Source organism: Pigmentiphaga aceris, from assembly GCF_008119665.1.
Lineage (GTDB): Bacteria > Pseudomonadota > Gammaproteobacteria > Burkholderiales > Burkholderiaceae_B > Pigmentiphaga > Pigmentiphaga aceris.
This window is the reverse complement of record NZ_CP043046.1, coordinates 3,323,081-3,347,002: the sequence shown is the minus strand read 5'-3', so window position 1 is coordinate 3,347,002 and position 23,922 is coordinate 3,323,081. Positions and strand designations below refer to the sequence as shown.

The 23,922-nt window shown below is 60.8% G+C and carries 21 protein-coding genes; 11 read left to right on the top strand and 10 right to left on the bottom strand.

The window, feature by feature from the left end:
• Nucleotides 1-209: 209 nt before the first annotated feature.
• Nucleotides 210-872 carry an HD domain-containing protein gene (locus FXN63_RS14500; protein WP_148815956.1) on the bottom strand — a complete coding sequence of 221 codons (663 nt, stop codon included), beginning with the start codon at nt 870-872 and terminating at the stop codon, nt 210-212.
• 148 nt (nt 873-1,020) lie between these two features.
• Nucleotides 1,021-1,941, bottom strand: a complete 921-nt coding sequence (locus FXN63_RS14495; protein WP_148815955.1) for a LysR family transcriptional regulator — start codon at nt 1,939-1,941, stop codon at nt 1,021-1,023.
• A gap of 112 nt (nt 1,942-2,053) precedes the next feature.
• Here FXN63_RS14495 and FXN63_RS14490 point away from each other — a divergent pair, with 112 nt between their 5' ends.
• Nucleotides 2,054-3,037 carry a DUF1852 domain-containing protein gene (locus FXN63_RS14490; protein WP_148819349.1) on the top strand — a complete coding sequence of 328 codons (984 nt, stop codon included), beginning with the start codon at nt 2,054-2,056 and terminating at the stop codon, nt 3,035-3,037.
• Nucleotides 3,038-3,090: 53 nt separating this feature from the next.
• Entirely contained in the window at nt 3,091-4,119 is a 1,029-nt protein-coding gene (locus tag FXN63_RS14485) for a methionine synthase (protein ID WP_148815954.1), read from the top strand.
• A 49-nt stretch (nt 4,120-4,168) separates the two neighbouring features.
• Here FXN63_RS14485 and ggt read toward each other — a convergent pair whose 3' ends face one another.
• The 7 genes from ggt to FXN63_RS14450 all read right to left on the bottom strand — a co-directional run bounded on the left by ggt (nt 4,169) and on the right by FXN63_RS14450 (nt 12,409).
• Entirely contained in the window at nt 4,169-5,779 is a 1,611-nt protein-coding gene (gene ggt, locus FXN63_RS14480) for a gamma-glutamyltransferase (RefSeq protein ID WP_148815953.1), read from the bottom strand.
• An 84-nt stretch (nt 5,780-5,863) separates the two neighbouring features.
• Nucleotides 5,864-6,871, bottom strand: a complete 1,008-nt coding sequence (locus FXN63_RS14475; RefSeq protein WP_148815952.1) for an oligopeptide/dipeptide ABC transporter ATP-binding protein — start codon at nt 6,869-6,871, stop codon at nt 5,864-5,866.
• On the bottom strand, nt 6,868-7,968 hold the full coding sequence (locus FXN63_RS14470) for an ABC transporter ATP-binding protein (protein ID WP_187394901.1): 1,101 nt from the start codon (nt 7,966-7,968) through the stop codon (nt 6,868-6,870). The genes FXN63_RS14475 and FXN63_RS14470 overlap by 4 nt, the downstream gene beginning before the upstream one ends.
• A gap of 5 nt (nt 7,969-7,973) precedes the next feature.
• Nucleotides 7,974-8,861, bottom strand: a complete 888-nt coding sequence (locus FXN63_RS14465; RefSeq protein ID WP_148815950.1) for an ABC transporter permease — start codon at nt 8,859-8,861, stop codon at nt 7,974-7,976.
• Nucleotides 8,862-8,988: 127 nt separating this feature from the next.
• Entirely contained in the window at nt 8,989-9,936 is a 948-nt protein-coding gene (locus tag FXN63_RS14460; protein ID WP_148815949.1) for an ABC transporter permease, read from the bottom strand.
• A 138-nt stretch (nt 9,937-10,074) separates the two neighbouring features.
• On the bottom strand, nt 10,075-11,721 hold the full coding sequence (locus tag FXN63_RS14455) for an ABC transporter substrate-binding protein (RefSeq protein WP_222863921.1): 1,647 nt from the start codon (nt 11,719-11,721) through the stop codon (nt 10,075-10,077).
• Nucleotides 11,722-12,064: 343 nt separating this feature from the next.
• Nucleotides 12,065-12,409 carry a DUF3088 domain-containing protein gene (locus FXN63_RS14450; protein ID WP_148815948.1) on the bottom strand — a complete coding sequence of 115 codons (345 nt, stop codon included), beginning with the start codon at nt 12,407-12,409 and terminating at the stop codon, nt 12,065-12,067.
• 300 nt (nt 12,410-12,709) lie between these two features.
• Here FXN63_RS14450 and FXN63_RS14445 point away from each other — a divergent pair, with 300 nt between their 5' ends.
• From FXN63_RS14445 to FXN63_RS14405, 9 genes are all read left to right on the top strand, one after another.
• Entirely contained in the window at nt 12,710-13,510 is an 801-nt protein-coding gene (locus FXN63_RS14445) for an ABC transporter ATP-binding protein (protein WP_246165199.1), read from the top strand.
• Nucleotides 13,510-14,388 carry a branched-chain amino acid ABC transporter permease gene (locus FXN63_RS14440; RefSeq protein WP_148815946.1) on the top strand — a complete coding sequence of 293 codons (879 nt, stop codon included), beginning with the start codon at nt 13,510-13,512 and terminating at the stop codon, nt 14,386-14,388. Before FXN63_RS14445 ends, FXN63_RS14440 begins: the two co-directional genes overlap by 1 nt.
• 4 nt (nt 14,389-14,392) lie before the next feature.
• Complete coding sequence (locus FXN63_RS14435; RefSeq protein WP_148815945.1) at nt 14,393-15,430, top strand: branched-chain amino acid ABC transporter permease; 1,038 nt, start codon at nt 14,393-14,395, stop codon at nt 15,428-15,430.
• A 165-nt stretch (nt 15,431-15,595) separates the two neighbouring features.
• On the top strand, nt 15,596-16,789 hold the full coding sequence (locus FXN63_RS14430) for an ABC transporter substrate-binding protein (protein ID WP_148819345.1): 1,194 nt from the start codon (nt 15,596-15,598) through the stop codon (nt 16,787-16,789).
• Nucleotides 16,790-16,792: 3 nt separating this feature from the next.
• Entirely contained in the window at nt 16,793-17,668 is an 876-nt protein-coding gene (locus FXN63_RS14425; protein ID WP_148815944.1) for an ABC transporter ATP-binding protein, read from the top strand.
• 9 nt (nt 17,669-17,677) lie between these two features.
• On the top strand, nt 17,678-19,519 hold the full coding sequence (locus FXN63_RS14420) for an AMP-dependent synthetase/ligase (protein WP_148815943.1): 1,842 nt from the start codon (nt 17,678-17,680) through the stop codon (nt 19,517-19,519).
• 214 nt (nt 19,520-19,733) lie between these two features.
• Nucleotides 19,734-20,801 carry a GGDEF domain-containing protein gene (locus tag FXN63_RS14415; protein ID WP_148815942.1) on the top strand — a complete coding sequence of 356 codons (1,068 nt, stop codon included), beginning with the start codon at nt 19,734-19,736 and terminating at the stop codon, nt 20,799-20,801.
• A 234-nt stretch (nt 20,802-21,035) separates the two neighbouring features.
• Nucleotides 21,036-21,533 carry an RNA polymerase sigma factor gene (locus FXN63_RS14410; protein WP_148815941.1) on the top strand — a complete coding sequence of 166 codons (498 nt, stop codon included), beginning with the start codon at nt 21,036-21,038 and terminating at the stop codon, nt 21,531-21,533.
• A gap of 77 nt (nt 21,534-21,610) precedes the next feature.
• A complete protein-coding gene (locus FXN63_RS14405) occupies nt 21,611-22,768 on the top strand; it encodes a FecR family protein (RefSeq protein WP_148815940.1) in 1,158 nt (385 codons plus the stop codon).
• Nucleotides 22,769-22,891: 123 nt separating this feature from the next.
• Here the strand turns inward: FXN63_RS14405 and FXN63_RS14400 are convergent, their stop codons facing one another.
• The gene (locus FXN63_RS14400; RefSeq protein WP_148815939.1) at nt 22,892-23,821 is read right to left on the bottom strand and encodes a LysR family transcriptional regulator; all 930 of its coding nucleotides are present in this window, start codon (nt 23,819-23,821) and stop codon (nt 22,892-22,894) included.
• Nucleotides 23,822-23,922: the final 101 nt, after the last annotated feature.

Here is a 23,922-nt window from a genome sequence, read left to right as displayed (position 1 = left end):
GCATCCGCGCCTGGGCGCAGGATGAGCAAGAGGACATCGACGGCGTTCGCGACATGCGCGGACGGTGGTGGAAACTGCTGGCTGGGCTCGTGCGGAGTTCGTGCTGACCGAGTCGTGGAGTGGCTCGTGAGGTCTTATCTTCTATGCAAGACCTGCGACAGCGCGCGCATTGTACAAAACAAACGGACTGCCTCGTTTTTCGCGCGGCTTCAACTGGGCAAGGTATCTGCCGTGCCCCATTCCGCCACGAAGGTATCGCGGAACGCACGCAGCCACACCAGCCTGGATTCGCCCAGCTTGCGGGCAGCGGCGGTCTGCATTGTTGCTGGCAGGCCCGCCAGTTTGACCTCGATGTGGTCCAACGCAAACGCCTTGTCATCCAGCGCACGCGAGACGGCCAGCGGGTCGTCGGGATGCGCAAAGGCCGAACCCATGCGGCCGGCGGTGTAGAACAAGCGTGCCAAACCAACGGCACCCAGGGCATCCAAGCGGTCGGCATCTTGAACGATCTTGGCTTCGATGGTTTCAGGTGTGATGGCGGCAGAAAAGCTGTGAGCCTCAACCGCGTGGGCGACACCCGCATGTTTGTCTGCCGGGAAGCCCGCTTCGCGCAACAGCTCGATGGCACGTTGAGCCGCCATGCTCGATGCCAGCGCGCGGTCCGGGTGGTTCTTCGGCAGATTGACCAGGTCATGCAGATAACAGGCGGCCATCACCACCAACGAATCGGCTTCCGGGTGCTCCACAAGCAGTGTCTGGGCAGCTTGCCACACGCGGTGCAGATGATTCAGGTCATGCGCACCGTCATCATGGGCATCGTGGGTGGCCAGGGCGATCAGGCGAGGGTGCCAGGTGGTGAGTGTGTCGGACATCGGCATGCGAAAGCGGTCGGGCGGCACAGCTTAACCGGTCTGAAATGCTGGCCTCAAACGGCGCTTCTTCAATGCTTCATGCTGATGCCCGACGTTGCGCCGTCACTGCGCAACGTCGGCGCAGCGGCAGAGCGGCTCGCTGACGACCTTATCCGTTGTTCCCTGGCGCAGCAGCAACAGCAGCAAGCGCAGGTTGCCGCGCCAATTCGATGAAGGCTCGCACGTAGTCAATGGAAGTTTCCGACTCGCGTGCCCCCAGGAAAATCTGCTTGGGGATGCCGCGCACACCCAGCCGCACGGGCACCACGTCCATCCTGTCTGCATATTCCTCGACCAGCCAGCGCGGCAGGGCGGCCACACCACGGCCGCTGGCCACCATCTGCACCATGATGTCGGTGGTTTCGATGGCCTTGTGGCGCTTGGGCGTGACGCCGGCCGGCAACAGGAACTGGTTGTAGATGTCCAGCCGCTCGATGTCCACGGGGTAGCTGATCAGCACTTCCTGGGTCAGTTGCTGGGGCTTCACATAGGCTACTGAGGCCAGCGCATGGCCTTTGGCCACCACCAGCACCTGTTCGTAGTCGAACACCGGTTCGAACTTCAGCCCCGGCTTGAACAACGGGTCTGGCGTGACCAAGAGGTCGATCTCGTAGCCAAACAGCGCGCCAATTCCGCCGAATTGGAACTTCTGTTTGACGTCCACATCCACGTCGGGCCACGTCGTCAGGTACGGGGACACCACCTTCAACAGCCACTGGTAGCAGGGGTGGCATTCCATGCCGATGCGCAGCGCACCGCGCTCGCCCTGCGCGAACTGGCCCAGGCGTTCTTCGGCCAGGTCCAGTTGCGGCAGTACCCGGTTTGCCACCGCCAGCAGGTATTGGCCGGCCTGCGTCAGCCGCAGGCTTCGCCCCTCGCGCAGCCAGATGTCTGTGCCCAGCTGCTGTTCCAGCTTCTTCATGCTGTGGCTCAGGGCCGACTGGGTCAGGTTCAACACGCCTGCGGCGGCGGTCAACGAGCCTTGTCGTTCGACCTGCTGAACGATGCTGAGATGGATGCGTTCAAGCATTCAGATGATCCGAATTCATGGATTTATGAGAAATGACCATTTTACTTCATCGATAGCGACCTCTAGCATCCACTTCCATTGTTTCCGCAGAAATCCAGGACGCCAGCGCAAGATGAGCAACGAGTTCACATTCAACATCAACAGCATTCGCTTCGATGAGAATTACCAGCCTTCGGACGGCACCCGTCTGACGACCAACTTCGCCAATCTGGCCCGGGGCGCAAGCCGCCAGGAGAACTTGCGCAACACCCTGCGAATGATCGATAACCGCTTCAATAGCTTGGCGCAGTGGGACAACCCGAACGGAGATCGTTACGCGGTTGAGCTTGAAATCATTTCCGTTGAAATGAGCATTGCTTCTGACGCAGGCGGCAATGTGTTCCCGTTGATCGAGATATTGAAGCCGAATATTCTCGACAAGAAAACCAAGGAGCGCATCGAAGGGATTGCGGGAAATAACTTCTCGTCCTACGTGCGTGATTACGACTTCAGTGTGTTGCTGCCGGAATATAACAACAACAAATCGACATTCGCCACGCCCGAAGATTTTGGCGATTTGCATGGCAAGTTGTTCCAGCATTTCGTGAATTCGGACGCCTACAAGGCGCACCTGAGCAAGCCGCCGGTTATCTGTCTGAGTGCGTCAAGCAGCAAGACCTATCATCGGACAGAAAACCAGCACCCGGTACTGGGCGTTGAATATCAGCAGAACGAATTTTCGTCGACCGATCAGTATTTCGAAAAGATGGGCATGCAGGTTCGCTACTTCATGCCGCCCAATAGCGTGGCACCCTTGGCGTTCTATTTCATTGGTGACCTGCTTGACGGCTACACCAATCTTGAATTGATCGCCACCATCAGCACGATGGAAACCTTCCAGAAGATTTACCGGCCTGAGATTTACAACGCCAATTCTGTGGCAGGGAAGGTATACCAACCCAGCCTGAAACATCGGGATTATTCATTGACGCAAATCGTCTATGACCGCGAAGAGCGCAGCCAGTTGGCCGTCAGGCAGGGCAAGTTCACCGAGACGCATTTCATCAAGCCGTACAAGAAAATTCTCGATCAGTGGGCGGCGAATTACGCGCGCTAACTGAACAGAAATCCGAAAAAAAAATACCCGAAATCATTTGCCAGTTATCTACCATGAAAAAATTGTTGCCCACTTCCACCGCCGGCAGTCTGCCCAAACCGTCTTGGCTCGCGCAGCCGGAAAAACTCTGGTCCCCGTGGAAGCTGCAAGACGAAGAATTGACCGAGGGCAAGCAAGACGCCTTGCGCCTGGCCCTGCAAGAGCAGCAGCAGGCGGGCATTGATATCGTCAGCGACGGCGAACAGACCCGTCAGCACTTCGTCACGACCTTCGTTGAACACCTGAGCGGCGTCGACTTCGAAAAACGTGAAACCGTTCGAATTCGCGATCGCTACGATGCCAGCGTGCCGACGGTCGTTGGGGCCGTGAGCCGTCCGAAGCCCGTGTTTGTGGAAAACGCCAAGTTCTTGCGTCAGCAAACCAAGCAACCCATCAAATGGGCGCTGCCTGGACCCATGACCATGATCGACACGCTCTACGACGCCCACTACAAAAGCCGCGAAAAGCTGGCCTGGGAATTTGCCACGATCCTCAATCAGGAAGCCAAGGAACTGGAAGCGGCTGGCGTCGATATCATCCAGTTCGACGAACCTGCGTTCAATGTGTTCTTTGACGAAGTGAACGAGTGGGGCATTGCCACGCTGGAACGGGCAGTCGAAGGACTGAAGTGCGAAACGGCCGTGCATATCTGCTACGGCTACGGCATCAAGGCCAACACCGACTGGAAGAAGACGCTGGGTTCTGAATGGCGTCAGTACGAAGAGTCCTTCCCCAAGCTGCAGAAGTCCAGCATCGACATCATCTCGCTGGAATGCCACAACTCGCATGTGCCAATCGACCTGATCGAGCTTATTCGTGGCAAGAAAGTGATGGTGGGTGCCATCGATGTGGCAAGCAACACGGTCGAGACACCCGAAGAAGTCGCCAACACGCTGCGCAAGGCACTTAAGTTCGTGGATGCCGACAAGCTCTACCCTTGCACCAACTGCGGCATGGCACCTCTGTCACGCGCCATCGCAAAGGGCAAGCTGGAGGCGCTCAGCGCAGGCGCGGAAATTATCCGCCAGGAACTCGCGGCCTGATACTTGTCATCAGCTTTCCGCAACTGCCCAAATGGCTGCGGGACGTGTTTCAGCTATCAACGCCCAAGGCCGCCCCGTCGCTGCGCGGGTCGGCGCAGCCTTGCATGTTGGCGTCATCGCACAACACGATGATGCCGGCATGGCCAACGAAGTCTGAGTAGTCGCCGGGGAACCACTCCATCTCGTGGCCCATTGCGGCGAGTTCGTCATAAGTCTGCTGACTGAACCGACGTTCCAGCTTCAAGCTGGTAGGCGACTGGTCGCCCCAGGCGCGGCCGATGACCCAGCGCGGCGCGTCCAGCGCTTCGTCCAGTGGCATGCCCAGATCGAGCGCGCGTGTCAGCACAGCCGTGCTGATCTGCGGCTGCGCTTCGCCGCCCATGGTGCCGAACACAATGCGCGTCTTGCCGTCTTTCAAGAACAAGGGTGCGTTAAGCGTGTGCGATGGGCGCTTGCCGGGTGCCAGTGCGTTGACATGCTGCGGGTCCATCGAAAACCCGTGCCCTCGGTTATGCCACAGGATGCCGGTGTCGCCCGCCATTACCCCGCTGCCATATTCCCAGCAAATACTCTGGATCGCGCTGACCGCACGATGCTCGGCATCCATCACGCCGAACCAGACGGTATCGCCGGGCGTCGGGCCATTGGTGAAGGGCGCTGCACGATCGGGGTCGATGCTGGCGGCAAGGCGGTCGATGAACGCGCTGTCCAAAAGCTTGGCAGTCGGTACCGGGTTGAAATCGGGGTCGTTCAAATACTGATCACGAAGCTGGTGTGCAAGCTTGGCCGCTTCAACCTGCAGGTGCACAAAACGCGCGGATTGCGGGTCCAGCCCCGTCAGGTCGAAGCGATCAAGAATGGCAAGCACCATCAGCGCGGTCATGCCAACGGTGGGTGGCGGCAGGTTGACCACCTGGCCGTCGCGGTAGGGCACTTGCAGCAGGTCGACCCGTTTGCAGCGGAAGGCAGCCAGATCGGCGGCATCAAGCAAGCTGCCCTCGGCGTGCAGGCCATTACCAATGCGCTGGCCCAGGGCACCACGGTAGAAGCTTTCAGCACCATCCTGCGCCAGCTGGTGCAGGGTATTGGCCAGCGCGATTTGCTTGAAATGGCTGCCGGGCAGCGGGATCACGCCTTCTGGTGCGAAGGTATCGACGAATCGCTGTGTCTTCGACAGGATGTCCCAGTGCGCGTGCAGGGATGAAGGCTGGCCTGCATTGAGCGCAAAACCGTCTTCGGCCAGTGCAATCGCGGGTGCCAGCAAGTCTGCCCAGCTGAATGTTCCGCCCCATTGGCGGCTTTGTTCGAAGGCTTCTCCCCATACCGACACCATGCCAGCCACGGTAGTGGCACTTGGCGGCCCGCGTTTGGGAATGGCGTCGAATCCGAGCGCGCGATATTTATCGATGCTGCAAGCAGCCCCCGCGCTGCCAGCGCCGTCCAGGCCCGATACATAGCCTTTACCGTCGTCGATGCCGAAAAACGCATCACCGCCAATGCTGTTCATGTGCGGGTAGACCACGGTCAGCACTGCGCCCGCCGCAATGGCCGCCTCGATGGCATTGCCGCCCGCCGCCAGCACACGTTGACCGGCCGCAGTGGCCAGGTGATGGGGCGTGGTGATCATGCCTTGGCGGGCGGTGGCGGTGGGTGAACGCATGGATTTGCCTATGAAAATATGGGGCGACGCAAAGAGAGTCGGGCACAAAGCCCCCGAGGCTCCGTGGTGCGGGAAGATGCTCGGTTATGACACCGCCGCCAGAACTTCCTGCGGCTGCACGTTCAACGGAAACAGGCAGGCAACGCTGCTGCGATCAGAAACCGGCGCAAGCGTAGGATCGGTCTGTTTGCAGGCTTCACGCGCATCGGGGCAGCGACTGGCAAACCGGCAACCCGCAGGCAGGTTGATCGGGCTGGGAATCTCACCAGTCAGCGATGCCGTCAGCGGCCTGTCGAAGCTGGGGAACGCGCGCAGCAGGCTGCGGGTGTACGGGTGATGCGGGTTCGCCAGAATTTCCGCGCTGGGGCCTTCTTCCACCACGCGGCCCAGATACATCACCGCAATGCGGGTGCACAGATAACTGGCAACGCCCAGGTCATGTGTGATGAACACCAGGGTCAGACCCATGTCGCGACACAGATCACGCAGCAGGTTCAGCAGTTGCGCTTGGACTGAGACGTCCAGGCCCGCCACCGATTCATCGGCAAATATCACCCGTGGTTGCACTGCCAGCGCGCGTGCCACGGCCACCCGACGTACCTGGCCGCCAGACAGTTCGGCGGGGTAACGGTCTGCCATCTCGGGTGCCAAGCCAACCCGGTTCAGCAGTTCGGCCACCTTGGCATCGACTTGGGCCTCGCTGCAAAGCCGGTGCAGCAACATGGGCTCGGCCAGGACGTCTCGCACCCGCATTCTGGGGTTCATCGAGCCGCGTGCATCCTGGTAGATGAAGGCAACTTCCCGTGTGAAGGTTTTTCGGTCCTCAGCCGACAAGGACGCCAGTTCCCGGCCTTGGTAGAACAGCCTTCCGTCGCTGGGCGCTTCCAGCCCCAGCATCAGTCGCACCAGCGTGGATTTGCCGGACCCGCTTTCGCCAACGATGGCCAGCGAATCGCCATCTGCCAAGTCAAGCCGGATGCCGTCCAGCGCTTTCAGCAACAAAGGGGTACGACCGGCGAAGAATCCTTTGCGGGGGCGTGTGCCGACCGTGTATGCCTTCTCAACGTCACGTAGCTGATAAAGCTTGTTCATGCCGCGCTCCCCGTCATGATCTCGTCGATGCGCCAGCAGGCAAGCAGGCGGCCATCGCGCATTTCCAGTGGCGGCCGTGTGGTGTCGCAACGGGCCTGGCGATAGGCGCAGCGCGATGCAAACCGACAGCCTTCCGGCATCTGGTCTGCGCCCGGCATGGTGCCGGGCAGGGGCACCAGGCGCTCGGAATCCAGTTCAACCACACAGGATCGCAAGCCCACGGTGTAAGGGTGCAGAGGGCGTCGCAGCACCGCATCTGCCGGGCCGGTTTCCACGATCTGCCCGCCGTACATCACCGCGATGTCGTCACATACCTGGGACGCCAAGGCCAGGTCATGTAACACAAAGATCGCGCTGGACCCCAGGCTGCGGACCCGACGCAGAATCAGCTCCATGATCTGCGCCTGAATGGTTACGTCGAGCGCGCTGGTGGGTTCGTCGGCAATCAGCAATTCCGGGTCACAGGCCAGCGCAATCGAGATCATCACGCGTTGCTGCATGCCGCCGGACAACTGGTGCGGGAAGGCGCTCAGGCGTGCCCGGGCGTCGGGAATGCCAACACTGTCGAGCAATGCCACTGCGCGTTCGATGGCCTGTTTGCGAGACAGCTTCAGATGCCGGCGCAGCGGTTCGCAGATTTGCTGGCCGATGGTGAAACAGGGATCAAGCGACGCGGTGGCGTCTTGAAAGATCAAGCCGATGCGACTGCCACGCAGCTTCTGGAATTGTTTTTCTGGCAGGCCGACCAGTTCGATGTCGGCAAATTTCAGACTGCCCTGGACGTCGACTTGCGGTGCCGTCAGCAAGCCGATGATGGCCATGGCCAAGGTCGATTTGCCCGCGCCGGACTCGCCAAGCAAGCCGAGCGTGCGGCCGGCCTTCAGGCTCAGGCTGACCTTGTCCAGCACAGCGGCGCGGCCACGTTTGAGGGTGAAGGCGTGAATCTGCAGCAGGTCTGGCGTGGCGCTGTTCAGATCGGGGGGGTGTCCGGTTTGCTGGCTTGCGTCGTGCAAGGTCGTAGAAAGGGGCGTTGCGGCGATTGCTGACTGGAAAACAGGGCCGGGCGTGTTCGCGTGCTGATGGCTGTATGCAGGCATGGCCTTCATCTCCCCTGCGAACGTGGGTTGAAGGCATTGCTCAGCCCGTCGCCCAGCAAGGTGAGTCCTACCAGCAAGATGGCCAAGGCCGCGCCCGGTGCCGCAGAAATCCAGGGAGCCATGGTGATGAAGGCGCGACCCTCGGCGATCATCAGGCCCAGGTCGGGGGTAGGCGGCACCACGCCGATGCTGAAGAACGACAGGCCGGATTCCAGCAGAATCGCAGTGCTGATGCGTATGCCGGCCTGTACCAACAAGGACGGTGCAACGTTCGGTAGCAGGTGGCGCAGGATGATCTGCACCCGTGGCACGCCCATCAATTGCGCGGCTTCAATGAAAGGCAGCGCTTTGACCTGCAACACATCGGATCGCACGATGCGCGCAAACGGCCCGATGAAAGACACCGCCAGCGCATAGATCACCTTGTCGACGCCCATGCCGAACACCGCTACGAAGGCAATCGCCAGAATGATCTCGGGGAAGGCCAGCAAGGCGTCCACGACTCGCATCAATGCCCATTCGACCTTGCCACCGGCCAGGCCTGCGACCAACCCGATCAACATGCCGCCAGCCATGCCCAGGCTGACCGAGGCCACGCCAATGCCGAGCGCCAGCCGGGTGCCGTGCAGCACGCGCGAAAACACGTCTTGCCCGAAGGAATCGGTACCCAGGAAATGCGACAGGCTGGGCCCTTGCAGCGCATCGGCAAAGTTCTGCACGATTGGGTCGTGGGTAGACAGCCAGGGCGCAAACAGCGCCATGAAAGCGAACAGGCCAACGATGAGCAGACCGGCAATGGCTGTCGGCTGGCGTCGCACCGGTTGCCAGTAGCGGCGTCGCCAGCCGGCCTGGGCGGGACGCTTGCCCGCAGATGTCGAAGAGATCGCAGTCATAGGCGTGTCTGAAGGCTGGTTTGCGCGCTGGGATGTACGCTAAGTTGTGCGCTCGGCGGGGTGCTGGTTGCGGGCCTGCCGCAGCGAGCGACGCTTGTCGACGACGTGTGCATGCGTAGTGGCTGTTTCATCGGCTGCGCAACCGGGGGTCCAGCCAGGTGTAGGTCTGGTCGACCAGCAGATTGACCAGCACGAAGAAAAGTGCGGTCAGCATGATGCCGGCCTGCACCACGCCGTACTCGCGGCTGAGCACGGCGGTGGTGATCATCATGCCCAGGCCGGGTACGGCAAAGACCACTTCCGTCATCACTGCGCCGCGCAGCAAGCCGCCAAGCTGCAAGCCGATCACGGTTACCAGCGGCATCATCACGTTGCGCATGGCGTGTACGCCGACCACCCGCCACATGGGCTCGCCACGCGCGCGAACCGCATTGATGAAAGGCTTTTCCATCACCTCGATCAAGCTGGCGCGGGTGGTGATGGCGATCAGGCCGCAGTAGTAGGCTGCCAGCGTGATGGCGGGTAATGCCAGGTGGTGCACGCCCGACCAGAACTGTTCCCACGGGCGAACGAAGCCCATGGTCGGGAACCAGCCCAGCGCCACGCCGAACACCCAGATCAGCACGATGCCCAGGAAAAAGCTTGGGAAGGCCGAGCCCAGCAAGGACAGCGACGACACGACCCAATCCACCGGCCCACCGCGCTTGAGTGCTGCAATCATCCCCACCGGAATGCCGACCAGCAGTGCAATTGCCAGCGCCGCTGCCGATAGCGCAAGCGTCACCGGCAAGGCCTGCATCACGGCCTGCGTCCAGATGTCCGCGCGTGTGATGTAGGACGTGCCCCAGTCCCCCTGCACAAAGCGCCCCAGCCAATCGACGTACTGCACGGCAATGGGTTTATCCAGCCCCAAGTCCTGGGTGAGCTTGGCGTGGGCGGCAGGGGAGTACTCGGAACCCAGCAACATCATCACCGGGTCGCCGGGTGCCAGTTTCAGGAACCAGAACGCCACGATCGAGACGATGAACAAGACCAGCAGGGTCTGCAGCAACTTGGTGAGAAAGGCGCGGGCCATATCTATCGCAACAGCAGGAACGGGCGTTCAGCGAAGGCTGCCCGGTGTGGGGCAGCCTTCGCAGGAGGCGTGCGAGTACTGCCATCCAGCGTCTGCGCCCTTGATGAGAAATCGCAGACGTGTAAAGGCAGCGACTGATTAAGTCTTCAGGCTGACCGTGTGCATGTTCATCAGGTCCACCGGCACATACTTGAAGCCTTCCACCCGCTTGTTGAAGATCTTGAACACCTTGGTGTGGGCCAGCAGCGCAATCGGCGCGTCCTTCTGCAGCATGATGTCTTCGGCCGCGTAATACAGCTTCTTGCGTTCCTCGACATCAACGATCTCGGCGGCTTGCAAAATCAGCTTGTCGAATTCCGGGTTGCTGTAGCCGACGAAGTTCCAGGGCACGCCCGTTGTCCATTCCGGGCGAATGGTTTCGTCCGGGTCCAGGTCGGCCTGCCAGGCTTCGTCGTACAAGTCGAAGTCGCCCGCGTTACGACGCTTGGTCAACACCGCCGGGTCCATGATTTCCAGCTTCACCTTGATGCCGATCTTGGCCAGCATAGGGATGATCAGCTGAGCATTGCGGCTGCCGCTGCCGCCGTTGGAGGTGAAGGCCTCGGTGGCGATGTAGACCGGGCTGATTTCGCCCTGGACTGCCGCCTTGGCGCGATATTCCTGGGCTTTCTTCAAGTCGAAGAACTGCCCCCGGCCAGACTTGGCGATGTTCGGATCGAAGAACTTCGTCATCGGTGGCGAGATCAGCGAATAGGCTGGTGACGCATCGCCGAAATACCCCTGCTTGACGATCAGCTCGCGGTCGATTGCATACGCAATCGCCAGACGCAGATTGGGATCGTTGAATGGCGCACGCTTGTTGTTCATGCCCAGAAAGGAATAGTTGCCTTCCAGTTCGCCATAGACGTTCAGGTTCTTGTTCGAGCGCAGCATGGGCATCAGCTGGAACGGGCAGGCATCCATACCGTCGACCTGGCCCGACATGACGGCAGCCACTGCCGAGGTCGGCTCTTTCACCAGCTTGATCTGAATCTTGTCCAGGTAGGGCAAGCCGGCTTCGAAGTAGTCGGGATTGCGTTCAAGTTCGATCATCTCGTTTTCGCGCCACTGCACGAACTTGAAGGGACCTGTGCCCACCGGATTGCGGCCGAAATCCTTGCCGTATTTTTCGACGGCCTTGCGCGACACGATGGTGCCGGCGCGCCCGGTGGCACCGTTCATGGCAACCGGGAAGAAGGCAAAGGGCTTGCTGTAGCGAATGCGCACGGTCAGCGGATCGATGATGTCGATGCCTGCCAGCGAGGCCACCATCCACGCGTGCGGCGAGCCGGTCTTCGGGTCTTTCACACGCTCGATGCTCCACTTCACGGCCTCGGCATCGCAGACGCCGCCATCGTGAAATTTGACGCCGGCACGCAGCTTGAAGATGTGCGTCATGCCATCGGTCATCTCCCACGATTCCGCCAGATCAGGCACGAAGCTGACCGCTTTGCCGTCGTAGACGACCTTCAGCAAGCCATTGAAGATGTTGTTGTGAATCTTGATGGCGGCAAGCGAGCCGGTGAAGTGCGGGTCCAACGTGTCGGGCGGTACGGTCTGTGCCCAGGTCAGTGTGCCGCCGCGCTTGGGCGGCTCGGCTGCAAAGGCGTTGCGTACAACACCGCCACTCATCAATGCACCTGCCCCGAGCATGGTGCCTGCGCTGATGGCGCGCAGAAAATCTCTTCGGCGGAAGTCCTGTTCAAGACGTGCTGCAAGGGCTTGCTTCAACGACTTTTCATCCATGTTCCGCTCCGAGGCAGGGTGAGGGGCTATGTGGGTTTACGCCGGGTTTATGCCGGGCTTATGCATAACCAGACCTCATCCATTCGAGCAAAGACCGTGCCATTTTTTATGGTGGCAACAGGTCGTGCCACTGACTGGCAACTAATGCTCGTTATTCCCTGCGGAAACTGAAAAACCTGGTTTTTCGGGGCGTGATCTCGATGCCTTGTCGGTACAGGCTCGGTGACTGTCTGCCAGATTTTCCGATGCCCGATTACGTGAGCCGATTCACAGGCAGCGGCCTCAGCTTGGTGCAGGCTGTGGGGGAACGACTACGTAGCCCAGACTACGTAGCCCATGACGCTCAATGCAGCTTCGGAAACCCGTGGCGTTCTGCCAGCAGATCCAGAATGCGGCGAGTGTCGGTCACGAAACGCACACTACCCACGGATTCGGCATCGGCCGGTGCTGGCTGCTCGTCACCGAAGATCAGCACCGGCAGTCCTTGATGATCGGCATCAAGCGCAGCAATCACACCGGTACGTGGCCGTGCGAATGGGTGATGCGAAATGTCCAGCTTGCCAAGCAGGTCGGGAGCAGCCGCCAGCAAGCCCTCAATGGGAATGCAGTCCGGGCAGACGAAACGTTCGCCAGGGTGGTTGGCGTCGGCGAATCCAGGGCTAAGCAGAAAGAGACGGTCACGGCTCATGAGGAAGGTCCTGAAGGGGTGAAAAAAAGCGAGAAACAGAAAATTCGCAACCCCGAATTCTGGATTCCTTTCCTCGCCGCACGAACTACCGATTCGTTGAAATCAAATGCACCCGCTTGGCTTCGTAGTTCCCCCAACAGGGCAAACGACGGCTTACCGCTCGTCTGACGCTGCTATATCTTTGATTCAAACAGACCAGGGGTGCGAGCTTGCGCGGTGACTGCGCACGCCTGGGGCATGTGCTTCAAAAACAATAACGATGGCACGGGAGACAGGGTGGAAAGCTCAGCGGCAGACCCGATTCTTCGGGTGGAAGGCGTGACGCTCGCCTTCGGGGGAGTGAAGGCGCTGAACCAGGTGGGATTTTCTGTTGCGTCAGGCTCGATCACTACGCTGATCGGTCCGAACGGCGCAGGCAAGACATCGTTGTTCAATACGATCTCGGGCTTTTACAAGCCAAACACGGGCAGTATCCACGTAGCCGGCCGCGATATTACGCATCTGGCTCCGCCTGCCCGCGCCAAGCTGGGACTGGCTCGCAGCTTTCAGAATATTGCGCTGTTTCGCGGCATGACCGTACTCGACAATATCAAGCTCGGCCGTCACGTTCATTTGCGCACCAACATATTCGATGCGCTGTTTTATCTGGGTCGGGCCCGACGCGAAGAACTGGCGCTGCGTGAAGATATTGAACGCCGCATCGTCGATTTTCTTGAGATCGACCACATTCGTCATGCCTCGGTCGCGTCGTTGCCCTACGGACTGCAAAAGCGCGTGGAACTGGCGCGTGCGCTGGCCATGCAACCCACTGTGCTGATGCTGGATGAGCCGGTGGCGGGCATGAACCGCGAAGAGACCGAAGACATGGCGCGTTTCATTCTCGATCTGCGTGCCGAATGGGGCATTACGGTGTTGATGGTCGAGCACGACATGGGCATGGTGATGGACTTATCCGATCACGTGGTGGTGCTGAATTTCGGGCAGGTGATTGCCGATGGCACACCCGCTCAGGTGCAGGCCGATCCTGAAGTCATTCGGGCATATCTTGGGGCCGGCGATGTGGCCGACCTGCGGCGCCGCTTGCGCGCAGAGGCGGCGTGATGGACATCTGGTTCCTGATCGAAATCACGCTGGCAGGCCTGGCCGGTGGCGGGTTGTATGCGCTGGCAGCGCTGGCTTTCGTGATCGTCTACAAAGCCACTCGCGTGGTGAATCTGGCCATCGGCGAAATGCTGATGATCGGTGCCTACACCTTCTTCGGGCTGTCTACGGGATTGAGCTGGCCGGTGTGGTTGGCGATTCCCGGTGCAGTGGTGGCCAGTGCCTTGATCGGCGGGTTGATCGAGCGCATTGCCATTCGTCCGATGCTGGGTGAACCACCAATTTCCGTCTTCATGGTCACGGTTGGTCTGTCGTCGATTCTGGTGGGTGTGGTTGAGCTCGCCTGGGGTGCCGACACCCATCGCCTGATCGAATTCATGCCACGCGATCCCATCGTGCTGGGCGAAGCCTTCATTGCGCCCAAGGTGTTCTACGGCTTCCTGACGGCCTTGGCGCTGACGCTTGCCGTGCTGCTGTTGTTCCGCTTCTGGCGGGGTGGGGTGGCCTTGCGGGCGACGGCATCTGACCAGGGTGCCGCCTACGCAATGGGCATTGCGGTACCGCGTGTGTTCTCGCTGTCGTGGGTGGCGGGTGCCGCCATTGCAGCGGTGGCCGGCATCGTGGTCGGCTCGATCGGCGGCCTGTCGCCCACCATGGGTATCTTTGGCCTGTCGGTGCTGGTGGTGGTGATCGTCGGCGGCCTGGACAGCATTGCCGGAGCCCTGGTGGGCGGGCTGCTGATTGGTGTGGTCGAGTCTTTGGCAGGCGGTTATCTGGGCGGCGAATACAAGCTGCTTACCACTTTTGTCGTGCTGGTCGTGGTGCTGATGGTTCGGCCCTACGGTCTGTTCGGCACACGCGATATCGAAAGGCTGTAGACGCATGCGCATCGGCACCGCCAAACAGAGCTACGCGGCCGATCAGGCCCTGTTCGACTCCGCCACGCAACGCACCTGGGTATTGGTGCTGGTACTGGCCCTGATCGCATTCCCCTTCGTGGCAGACCCTTACTGGCTATACCTGGCCTGCCTGGTCGCCATCAACATTGCCAGCGCCACCGGGCTGAACATACTGACGGGTTACACCGGCCTGGTGAGTCTGGGCCAGGCTGCTTTCATGGGCATCGGCGCATATACCGTTGCCGTGCTTGAGCAGCGCCTGGGTACGCCCGCCATTTTGAATCTGCTGATCGGTGGCACGGTGGCCATGCTGGGTGGCGTGCTGGTCGGCATTCCATCCTTGCGGGTGAAAGGCCTGTACCTGGCCATCGCCACCATTGCCGCCTCGTTCATCGTGCACTTCCTGTTCGCCAATCTGGGCGTAACCGGCGGCACGGCGGGCCTGTCGGTGCCGCCTGCCAAGATCTTCGGCGTGGCCTTGGATACGTCCTTCCGCATCTACTGGCTGGTGGTGCCGGTCACGGCGCTGATGTTGCTGGGCGCGGCCAACCTGTTCCGTACCCGTATTGGCCGGGCTTTCATCGCGATCCGCGACCGCGACATTTCGGCAGAAGTGCTGGGCATTCCGCTGCTGCGCTACAAGCTGCTGTCTTTTGCGCTGTCCTCGTTCTACGCAGGGGTAGCAGGCGGCTTGTGGGCCTACTTCTTCCGCGTGGTCACGCCGGAAAGCTTCCCGCTGCAGATGTCGATCTTCTTCCTGGCCGCGATCATCGTCGGCGGCATGGGCACCATTCTGGGCGCGATTCTGGGCGCTACCTTCATGACGATGGTGCCGGAGTTTCTGAAGCTGGTGGTGGGCTGGACCTCGCTGGGTGCGGATTCGCTGCAATACGTGGCTCCCATTCGCATCATCGTGTTCGGTGTGCTGATCGTCGGTTTCCTGGTGTTCGAACCGCATGGCCTGGCCGAGATGTGGCGACGGGTGCGGCGCTTCTTCCACCTGTGGCCGTTCAAACATTGACCGGGTACCGATTCAAAAAACTTCAAGAACAAGACTGGCAAGACCTCAAGACAAGCACGTTAAGCAAGTCCCTAATGCACGCCCCACCGCAGCCTACGGCTGCGACAGGAGATCTTCATGACTCAACACCCGATTGCCCAAGGCCGCGCAGACGGCGCTGGTGCGATGTTCTCGCCTTCCGTCTCAAACGCAGCCCGTTGGCTGCGTCGCCTGGCGCTGCCAGTGGCATTGGCAGCATGTGTCTCCAGCGCCTTTGCGCAGGCACCTGCCAAGGAAGACATCGTGATTGGCGCATCCGTGCCCATGAGCGGGGTCTTTGCATTTGCAGGCATCGGCATTCATGCCGGCCTGGGCGACTACGTGAAATGGGCCAACGAGCAGGGCGGTATCGACGGCCGCAAGCTGCGTTACGTGCCGGAAGACACGGCCTACAAGGTTGACGTATCGGTTGCGGCTTTCAAGAAGATCACCAGCCAGAACAACGTGAATCTGTACTACGGTGATTCAACCGGGTTTTCCAAGACCATCAATGCCGAGATCGACCGGGGTGGCAACATCCTGATGTCGGGCGCATCGTTTGCGTCGGAATTGAATGACCCCAAGAAGTACCCGAACCAGTTCATGCTCGGCCCGGACTACACCGAAATGTTCGGCATCTTGCTGCGTCATATCGCCAAGGAAACGCCCAAGGCCAAGGTGGCGTTTGTGTATTCCGACACCGAGTTCGGCCGCGACCCGATCGCCACCTCGCGCGAGGCAGCCAAGAAGCTCGGCCTGGACGTCGCCGTTGAAATCATGACTGCGCCCGGATCAGTCGATGTATCGACCGAAATCATCAAGCTGCGCCGTGCCAATCCCGACTACACCATCTTCCACGGCTACGTGCTGGCACCCATCCCGGAATTCGTCAGCCAGGGCAAGAAGATGGGCCTGAAGTCGCGTTACATGGGCACCTTCTGGACCATGGACAATTCCACCGTGATGCAGATGGGCGAAGACGCGCAGGGCTTCATGGGTGTGATGCCGTACCGCTATTACTACGACACCGAAGGCAAGTCGCCGATGCTGGATCAGATCCGCAAGATGCGGCCTGAATACCAGAGCACTGGTTACATGCAAGGCTTCCTGGGTGGCATGTTGTTCGCGGAAGCGGCCAAGCGCACGCTGGCTGCGGGTAAACCGTTGACCGGGCCGAATCTGAAGTCGGCATTGACGTCGCTGAAGGACTTCGACACGGGCGGGTTGATTGGCGTGCCGATCACCATCAAGGGCAACTCGATTCCGGTCGGGCGCATCTACCAGGCGGACGTGAAGCAGAAGCGCATGGTGCCGGCGTCAGACTGGATCGTGCTGGAGTAAGGAATGACAAACGCGGCAACTGACGCGCTGCTTGCCGTCAACAATATCGAGGTGGTCTACAACCACGCGGTGCAGGTGCTGCGCGGCCTGTCGCTGTCAGTACCGCGTGGGCGCATCGTGGCCTTGCTGGGCAGCAATGGGGCGGGCAAGTCCACGACGCTCAAAGCGGTGTCGAATCTGCTGGATATCGAAGACGGTTCCGTCACCGCTGGCCACGTTCACTTCGCGGGGCAAGACATCGGAAGCATGACGCCGCATGGCCTGGTGCGCGCGGGCTTGGGGCACGTGATGGAAGGCCGTCGGGTGTTCGAAGACCTGACGGTCGAAGAGAACCTGGTGGCGGCAACTTATGCGCTGAGCGGGCGGGGCAGGGGCACTGCACCGCAATCGTCAGCGCAAGGCGGCGGGGCACTGGGTTCTGATCCCGCTGCCAAGCCCGATTTCGACTTGGTCTACGAGTACTTTCCACGCCTGCATGAACGTCGCAAAGGGCTAGCGGGTTACCTGTCTGGCGGCGAGCAACAAATGCTGGCTATCGGCCGCGCCCTGATCGGCCGGCCGTCTTTGATGCTGCTGGACGAGCCGTCGCTTGGCCTGTCGCCCATGCTGGTGGAGAACATCTTCACCATCATTGCCCGCATCAACGCAGAACAAGGCGTGGCCATGCTGCTGGTGGAACAGAACGCGTCGCTTGCGCTGGCTGTGGCCGATTACGGCTACATCATGGAGTCAGGCAAAGTGGTGATCAATGGCACTGCCGAACGCCTGGCGGCCGACCCCGACGTGCGCGAGTTCTATCTTGGCGTGGGCGGCGCGGGTGAATCGCGCAGCTTCCGCGACATCAAACACTACAAGCGCCGCAAGCGCTGGCTGTCGTAAGGAGCAAGCATGGAAACTTCCACCGCTACACATGCCACGCTGCCCGAACGCACCATCGTGCAGATGTTGCACCACCACGCACAGACCATTCCGAACCGTATCGCGCTGCGGCAGAAGGACTTCGGCATTTGGCAGCCGCTAAGCTGGGCCGACTACTGGCGGCGTGCCTGCGGCATCGGGCGTGCCATGCGCGCACTGGGTCTGGCGCGCGGTTGCCACGTTGCCATCGTGTCGGAGAACCGCACCGAATGGGTGTTGGCCCAGTTGGGTGCCGGGGTCGTCGGTGCCGTCACGGTGGGCGTCTACGCCACCAGCCCGGCGTCGGAAATCGGCTATGTGCTGGAACACGCCGATGTAGACATGATCGTCTGCGAGGATCAGGAACAGACCGAAAAAGTCTTGGCGGTGTTGGCGCAACCCGGTGGTCTGCCACGTCTTCGCAAGATCGTGGTCATCGATCCCAAGGGCTTGCGCAGCCTGCCGGCCGAGGCACGGGAAATGATCCTGACCTTTGCTGAACTGGAAGCAATGGGTGCGGATCGCCTGGACGAATACCTGCCGGAAATGATTCAGGGCGTGGATGCACAGCGCCTGGATGACATTGCGCTGATGATCTATACGTCGGGGTCCACCGGCAAGCCCAAGGGCGCGATGATCAGCTATCGCAATATTCGCGGTGTGGCCCCTGGTCTGATCGAACGTCTGGGCATGGACGCGCATTCCACGCACTTGTCTTACCTGCCGCTGTGCCATGTGGCCGAGCAGATGCTGACGGTGTTTGCGCCGATGTACACCGGGTCTCAGGTGAACTTTGGTGAATCGATTCGCACCGTGCAAGACGATCTGCGCGAAGTCGCTCCCACCTTGTTCCTGGGCGTGCCCCGCATCTGGGAAAAGCTGCACGGTGCCGTCTGCATCAAGATGCAGGAAGCCGGGGCACCGGCACGCTGGTTGTACGAACGTGCCACCGCCGCCTGCGCACCGTTTGCTGAAAAATCCCCATCACAACGCAGCCTGCGTGAACGCTTGGTCTACGCGTGGTGGTACGTGTTGATTCTGCGCGCCTTGCAGAACTTCCTGGGCTTGCGCAATACGCATGTTGCGCTGACGGGCGCTGCGCCCATTCCGCCCGAAGTCCTGCGCTTCATGCGCGGCCTGGGTGTGCCCTTGATCGAAGTCTATGGCCTGACCGAATCCACCGGCATGATCCTGGGACAGCACCCGCAGCGGGTACGCATCGGGTCGGTAGGCGAAGGCGCGGTCGGTACCGAACTGCGTCGTGGCGACCAAGGCGAACTGCTGGTACGCGGCGACATGGTGTTTGCTGGCTACTACAAAAGCCCCGAGGCGACCGAGAAAGCCATTCAGGATGGCTGGTTGCATACCGGTGACGTGGCCGAGCAAGGTGCAGACGGCCAGTGGCGCATTGTCGACCGTCTGAAAGACATCATCATCACCGCAGGCGGCAAGAACCTGACGCCGTCTGAGATCGAAAACGCGGTGAAGGGTAGCCCGTATGTGAAGGAGTGCATTGTCATCGGGGAAGGGCGGCGCTTTGTGTCGGCCTTGATTCAGATCGATTTCGACAACGTGGGCAAATGGGCGCAAACCCAGGGTATTGCCTTCACGCACTTCCGATCGCTGGTGGAAGACAGCCGCGTGCGGGCCTTGGTGCAGACCGAAGTGGACCGCGCCAACGGGCAACTGGCGCAGGTGGCGAATGTGCGTCGCTTCCATCTGCTGACCAAGGAGCTGGATCACGACGATGGGGAAGTGACCGCAACGATGAAGGTGCGCCGCTCAAGCATCTACCAACGGTATGCGGAGGATATCGAACGGCTGTATGCGTGATACAGCAGCGTTTGCGCGCGGGATTTTCCGTGTTGCTTCGCCACGTTTCCTTACCAAGTGAGCGGCGCAACACGACGATGATGCCGGGTGATCCTGGCTAAAATGCCCCCAGCGCGCCTTGGTGCGCGCTGGTGCAGCTGGGTTTATGCCCCAGGCATCATCTGAACATTCTTGCCGCATCACGTCGTCATCCGGCATCTGGACGATTTTGTAGATGCCACACAGAAAGCTTCTGCGAGACGCAATCGCTGTCGATCGCGAACACGCTTTTCGCCAGCAGACCCTGCGACGCCTGCAGCTGACCGCTGTCGAGATGGGCGTCATGGCTGTGGTCGGATCGATCGTTGCCATCCTGATCCGCCTGCTGATCCCCACGCCCGAATACCTTGGCCTGCGCGTGGCGCTACTGCCGCTGACTGCGCTTTTCGCCTATCTGATCGTTAAAGCACCCTCGGTACGTGCCTACGGCTTCGCCTGTCTGGCCACCATTGCCACCGTCACTTTCAACAGCTACCTGGGCGCGCTGGGCACCGATCGGCCATTGATGTACTTCCTGCCGGCGGCGCTGATCATTGTGCTGTCCACCAGCTTCTTCTGGGTGACGCTTGCCCAATGGGTTGCCGGCAGCCTGGTCTGTTATGCCTTCTTCCTGCCCTTTGTGGTGGAACATGCGGCCAACCGCACCGACACCATATTCAGCCTGTTCTTTGCGGGCATGGCCTTGCTGGCAGGGTCGGTCAGCCACAAACGGATTCACGACCACCAGCGTTATGCGTTCGATCAGGAATGCCGGTTGGCTGACCTGTCAGTGACTGATGCCCTGACCGGCGCGCGCAGCCGGGCGGAATTCCTGCAGCAAGCCGAGATCGAGGCGGTCATCGCTTGCGAAACCGAGGCACCGCTTACTTTGTTGTACCTGGACATTGACCATTTCAAGCGGCTGAACGATGGTCATGGCCATGCGGCCGGCGATGCCGTGCTGCGTGGCATGGCAAGCGCCGTGCAGCAAGCATTGCGTGATGGCGATGTGTTCGGTCGACTGGGCGGCGAGGAATTCTGTGTGCTGCTGCCTTACCAGAACGAAGGCGAGGCCAAGCTGCTGGCAGAGCGGCTGCGCACCTTGTTGGCCGCTGTGCCACGGCCCGATGGCACGCTGACGATATCTGCCGGGATTGCAGGCATGCGCGAAGGCGAGTCGATCATGCAGACCTTGCACCGGGCAGACCTGGCCATGCTCAAGGCCAAGCAGCTGGGGCGCGATAGGGTGTGTGTCGCGGATTAGCACGGGCGGTCATCGCTTCTGCCGGCGTATCCCAACTGGCAAATTGCTTTCTTGGCATTGCCTGAACCCAAACGGCCAAACGTCAATTCGGTCCTGGCCGGCACCCATTCACATGCGAACAATTCGCATTCTTGCCTATAATCCCGGCGCTTCCTTACGTCTCGCGTGACTGACCCTGTCGCGGGCGCATTGCAGCATTGCGTCGACAGCTTTGTCGTGCCTGGGTTACGGACAGTGCTGACCACTTATTATCGAGATCTGCTGAAGTTCTGCCTGCGCAAGGTGCGAGACCGCGATACCGCGGCCGACCTGGCGCAGGAGAGCTATGCGCGGGTGCTGTCGATGGAGCAGTCAGGGCAGGTAATCGCAGAACCGGCGGCTTTGCTGCGAACCGTGGCCTTGCGTGCCAAGATCGATCTGGATCGACGTGCCGAGCTTCGCCAACACGAAAGCATCGATGGTTTGGACGATGCCAGTCAGCCGGCTGGGCCGAATCATTGGCAACCCGATGCGGCCTACGCGTCATCGCAGGCTGTTCAGGCCTACATCGGCACCATCGAGGCGCTGCCGGAACGGTGTCGTGAGGCTTTCTGCCTGTACTTGTTCGATGAATTGCCCAACAAGGAAATTGCCGAGCGCATGGGCGTGTCGCTGAGCATGGTGAATCAGTACATCAGCCGCGGGAAACTGGCGTGTGCCGCGCGCAGACAGGCGCTTGATGATGACCACTGAAACCAGGCGGATTGTGGTGTACTCGCTGCTTTCCGGGCAGGGCGTAGTGCTGTCCGGTCCTAATTCCTACCGATAAGATGAGCAGCCGCTTCCCGCCGTCATCCCCTGCATCTGCCAACGCAACAAGCGAGGCGGACGAGGCACGTGAGCTTGCGGAATATTTCCGTCAGTTCGACCCGGTCGATGTGGCGGCTGCGGACTGGCACACGCGCTGGGAACAAGGGCTGACGGTTGGCGAACAAGCTGAGCTCGCGCAGTGGCTGGCCGCCAGTGATGCGCATGCTGCCGCATATGCGCGGTTGGTTAAGACCGCGGCGGAATTGCGAGACGTTCCGGCGGAAAAGTTGGCGCATGTTCGTGGCCCGCTTGTTCAGCCGCTGGAGGCAGATTCGCGGTCGCGTGAGCCGCAGCGTGCATCGCCTTCGGCAGCAAATCAGCGCTCGAAAGCAAGCAAGCGTTCGAGCCGGGCATCGTGGTCCCTAGGTGGATTCGCTGCACGGGGAGCCATGCTTGCCTTCGGCTGTGCCGTATTGCTTGCCATCGGACTTGGCTTGCATCACTGGTGGCAGTTGCCGGTCTTTGAAGGCAGTTACGTTTCCGAGCGCGGGCAGCACCAGACCATCAAACTTCCCGACGGCACCGAACTGAACCTGGATGCCGACACCCAAACCCGGGTTGCGCTTTATCGTGACCGGCGTGAGGTGCGCATCCTGGAGGGGCAGGTGATGTTCACGGTGGCGCACGATGCCAGACAACCTTTCCATGTGCTGGCCGGGCCGGCGCGGGTGGCAGTAGTCGGCACGCGGTTCTCAGTGCGTTACCGGCAGGCAGGCATGGATGCGGGCATGGTCAAGGTGGCTGTCGAAGAAGGGCATGTGCGCGTGACGGGACAGCAAGCGACTGACGCGGTGGACCTGATCGCAGGCCAGCGCCTGACGGTGTCGTCCGCTGGCTTGGTCGGAGACGTGGCGGCTGTTGCGCCAGGCGGCGTTGCGCTGTGGCGCAAGGGCATGGTGCGCTTCGAGAACACGTCCTTGGCCGATGCCTTGCTGGAGATGGAGCGATACGGTGCCAGTGGGTTGGTGATCCGTGATCCCGCCGTTGCCGCCATGACGATCGGTGGCAGTTACCAAGTCGGCAGGCCTGCGGACTTTGCGCGCATGGTTGCGCGGATTCTGCCGGTTCGGCTGGTGGCCGGGGCAGGGGGGCAGACGGAGATTGTGCGGGCGCAGTAAGCGGTGGCTTGGCTTGCTGGTGCAATGCCCTGGCGATATCTGAGTGAGGCCCACGTGTCTTCCTCGTCATCCTTGGGGCCGTGCGCATCTGGCTTGATCGGGCGTTATCGCCTCAACTGGCCATCAACGTTTCACCGGCGGCCGGATCACCGGCGCATGTTCCTGCATCAGCTCGATCACCCAGTCCATGAACACCCGCAGCTTCGCGCTCACGTGCCGATTCGGCGGATGGGCGATGTACATGGGCATGGGGTCGACCTGCCAGTCCTGCAGCACGGGAACCAGTTCACCACGCGCCAAGTGCGGCTTGGCCATGTAGTCGGGCAACCAGAGCACACCCAGGCCCGCCAGACCGGCTGCCAGGTAGGCATTGCCGTCGTCCAGTGCGATCACGTAACGGCCTTGTACGGTCAAGCTTTCCTCGCCGCGACGCATCGCGTAGGCGGGTACCTTGCCGGTACGGGTGCGCAGGAAGCCAACGATGCGGTGATGGCTGTCTTCCAGTTCCTGCGGCCGGCTGGGTACGCCTTCGCGCGTCAGGTAGTCGGGAGCGGCATACAGGCAGATGCGCAGGTCGCCAACGTGGCGTGCCACCAATGACTGGTCACGCATTTCGCCACCCCGCACCACGCAGTCCACGTTGTCCCCAATCAAATCGACCACCCGGTCGCTGACACCCATGTCGAACTGGATGTCGGGATAACGTGCGTGGAAAGCGGGCAGGGCCGGCACCAGAATCATGCGGGCGAAGGGGCTGGGCACGTCCACCCGCAAGCGCCCGCGTGGCGTTACGGCGGCGCTGGACAGGCTGGTTTCAGCATCATCCATATCGGTCAGCAGGCGTACCGCACGGTCGTAATACGCCGCGCCATCGGCCGTGACGTTCACCTTGCGTGTGGTGCGATTGAGCAGCTTCACGCGCAGCCGTGCTTCCAGCTGCTGCACCAGCTGCGTGACGGTGGTTTTGCTCATGTGCAGGGTGTCGGCTGCCTTGGTGAAGCTGCCAGCTTCCACCACGCGCACGAATGCCTGCATTGCATCGAAACGGTCCATTCTGGTTCCCGGCAGCATGGTTGATTGTTTGGATTTTACAAACAATGATGGGTGCGATTGCCTGTTTATCGCCTTGGTCCAGCCGCCTACAGTGTCCTCAT

Excerpts from the sequence above, each read along its gene's own strand:
- FXN63_RS14500 (WP_148815956.1), bottom strand. The coding sequence starts at position 872 with ATGTCCGACACACTCACCACCTGGCACCCTCGCCTGATCGCCCTGGCC.
- FXN63_RS14495 (WP_148815955.1), bottom strand. The coding sequence starts at position 1,941 with ATGCTTGAACGCATCCATCTCAGCATCGTTCAGCAGGTCGAACGACAA.
- FXN63_RS14490 (WP_148819349.1), top strand. The coding sequence starts at position 2,054 with ATGAGCAACGAGTTCACATTCAACATCAACAGCATTCGCTTCGATGAG.
- FXN63_RS14485 (WP_148815954.1), top strand. The coding sequence starts at position 3,091 with ATGAAAAAATTGTTGCCCACTTCCACCGCCGGCAGTCTGCCCAAACCG.
- ggt (WP_148815953.1), bottom strand. The coding sequence starts at position 5,779 with ATGCGTTCACCCACCGCCACCGCCCGCCAAGGCATGATCACCACGCCC.
- FXN63_RS14475 (WP_148815952.1), bottom strand. The coding sequence starts at position 6,871 with ATGAACAAGCTTTATCAGCTACGTGACGTTGAGAAGGCATACACGGTC.
- FXN63_RS14470 (WP_187394901.1), bottom strand. The coding sequence starts at position 7,968 with ATGCCTGCATACAGCCATCAGCACGCGAACACGCCCGGCCCTGTTTTC.
- FXN63_RS14465 (WP_148815950.1), bottom strand. The coding sequence starts at position 8,861 with ATGACTGCGATCTCTTCGACATCTGCGGGCAAGCGTCCCGCCCAGGCC.
- FXN63_RS14460 (WP_148815949.1), bottom strand. The coding sequence starts at position 9,936 with ATGGCCCGCGCCTTTCTCACCAAGTTGCTGCAGACCCTGCTGGTCTTG.
- FXN63_RS14455 (WP_222863921.1), bottom strand. The coding sequence starts at position 11,721 with ATGGATGAAAAGTCGTTGAAGCAAGCCCTTGCAGCACGTCTTGAACAG.
- FXN63_RS14450 (WP_148815948.1), bottom strand. The coding sequence starts at position 12,409 with ATGAGCCGTGACCGTCTCTTTCTGCTTAGCCCTGGATTCGCCGACGCC.
- FXN63_RS14440 (WP_148815946.1), top strand. The coding sequence starts at position 13,510 with ATGGACATCTGGTTCCTGATCGAAATCACGCTGGCAGGCCTGGCCGGT.
- FXN63_RS14435 (WP_148815945.1), top strand. The coding sequence starts at position 14,393 with ATGCGCATCGGCACCGCCAAACAGAGCTACGCGGCCGATCAGGCCCTG.
- FXN63_RS14430 (WP_148819345.1), top strand. The coding sequence starts at position 15,596 with ATGTTCTCGCCTTCCGTCTCAAACGCAGCCCGTTGGCTGCGTCGCCTG.
- FXN63_RS14425 (WP_148815944.1), top strand. The coding sequence starts at position 16,793 with ATGACAAACGCGGCAACTGACGCGCTGCTTGCCGTCAACAATATCGAG.
- FXN63_RS14420 (WP_148815943.1), top strand. The coding sequence starts at position 17,678 with ATGGAAACTTCCACCGCTACACATGCCACGCTGCCCGAACGCACCATC.
- FXN63_RS14415 (WP_148815942.1), top strand. The coding sequence starts at position 19,734 with ATGCCACACAGAAAGCTTCTGCGAGACGCAATCGCTGTCGATCGCGAA.
- FXN63_RS14405 (WP_148815940.1), top strand. The coding sequence starts at position 21,611 with ATGAGCAGCCGCTTCCCGCCGTCATCCCCTGCATCTGCCAACGCAACA.
- FXN63_RS14400 (WP_148815939.1), bottom strand. The coding sequence starts at position 23,821 with ATGGACCGTTTCGATGCAATGCAGGCATTCGTGCGCGTGGTGGAAGCT.